At 74.4% G+C, this 1,201-nt stretch carries 2 protein-coding genes; both read right to left on the reverse strand.

All coding sequences use genetic code 11. From position 1 onward, the window contains the following. Positions 1-787, reverse strand: a 787-nt coding sequence (locus AC2W7G_RS16780) for a dolichyl-phosphate beta-glucosyltransferase (RefSeq protein WP_485869442.1), incomplete at its 3' end; no start/stop codon positions are given. Next, on the reverse strand, positions 784-1,201 hold a 418-nt coding region (locus AC2W7G_RS16785), incomplete at its 5' end, for a mannosyltransferase YkcB-related protein (protein WP_485869443.1). The genes AC2W7G_RS16785 and AC2W7G_RS16780, both read right to left, overlap by 4 nt.

Raw genomic sequence — 1,201 nt, forward strand, 5'->3', positions numbered from 1 at the left:
CCTGCACCTCGCCAGCGGCAGGCGTCCGCGCACGAGCGCGCCGCCCAGCCCGGGCCATGCCACGCAGGTCCTGCAGGGCCGTGCGCACCACGTCGACCGAGCTGTCGGGGTCGTCGACCCAGTCGACCGGCACCTCGTGGATGCGCAGCCCGGCCCGCTCGGCCAGGACGAGCAGCTCGGTGTCGAAGAACCACTCGTCGTCCTCGACCAGCGGCAGCAGCACCGACGCCACGTCGCGCCGGATCGCCTTGAAGCCGCACTGGGCGTCGCTGAACCCCGCGCGCAGGGTCCGGCGCAGCAGCACGTTGTAGCAGCGCGAGATCACCTCGCGCCGCGGGCCGCGGACGGTGCGGGACGTCCGGCTCAGCCGCGAGCCGATCGCGACGTCGGAGTGGCCGGACAGCAGCGGCGCGACGAGCGGCAGCAGCGCGTTGAGGTCGGTGGACAGGTCCACGTCCATGTAGACGAGGACCGCGGCGTCCGAGCCGGACCAGGCCTGCTTGAGCGCCCGGCCGCGCCCCTTCTGCTCCAGGCGGAGCAGGTGGACGTCGGCGTGCCGCTCGGCCAGGTCGCGGGCGAGCTCGGGCGTGGCGTCGGTGCTGGCGTTGTCGGCGACCGTCACGCGGGCGCTGAACGGCAGCGTGGCCAGGTACCGGCGCACGGTCTCGACCGCGGGCACGACGGCGTCCTGCTCGTTGTACACGGGGATGACGACGTCGAGCACCGGGGGCGCGACGGTCACCGTGTCCGTGCCCGCCGGGGCCGGGACCGTCTGCTCGGCGGTCACTGGACGCCTCCGGAGAGGTCGTAGAGCGTGACGCCGTCGACCGTCGTGGCCTTGAAGGTCTCGGCGACCCAGGCGGCGATCTGGGCGCTGGACCCGCTGCCGCCGGCGCGCATGCCGCCGCCTCCACCGCCGATGAACCAGTGCACCTCGCCGTCGGCCACCAGCTGCTGGAACTGCTCCAGCGTCGGGCTGGGGTCGGTGCCGTTGAAGCCGCCGATGGCCATGACCGGCTCCTGCGTCGCGAGCTGGTAGCCGGACGCGGAGTTGGACCCGACGGCCGCGGCGACCCAGGTGTAGGCCTGGGCGTCCTGCTGCAGCAGCTCGGTGACCGCGTCGGTGGACTCGCTGCCGTTGAGCAGGCCACCGGTGCCTCCACCGCCGCCCGCCGTGCCGCCCCGTCGTGCCGCCGGGGCG

This window comes from Aeromicrobium sp. PFPM2_SD2 (assembly GCF_057364525.1).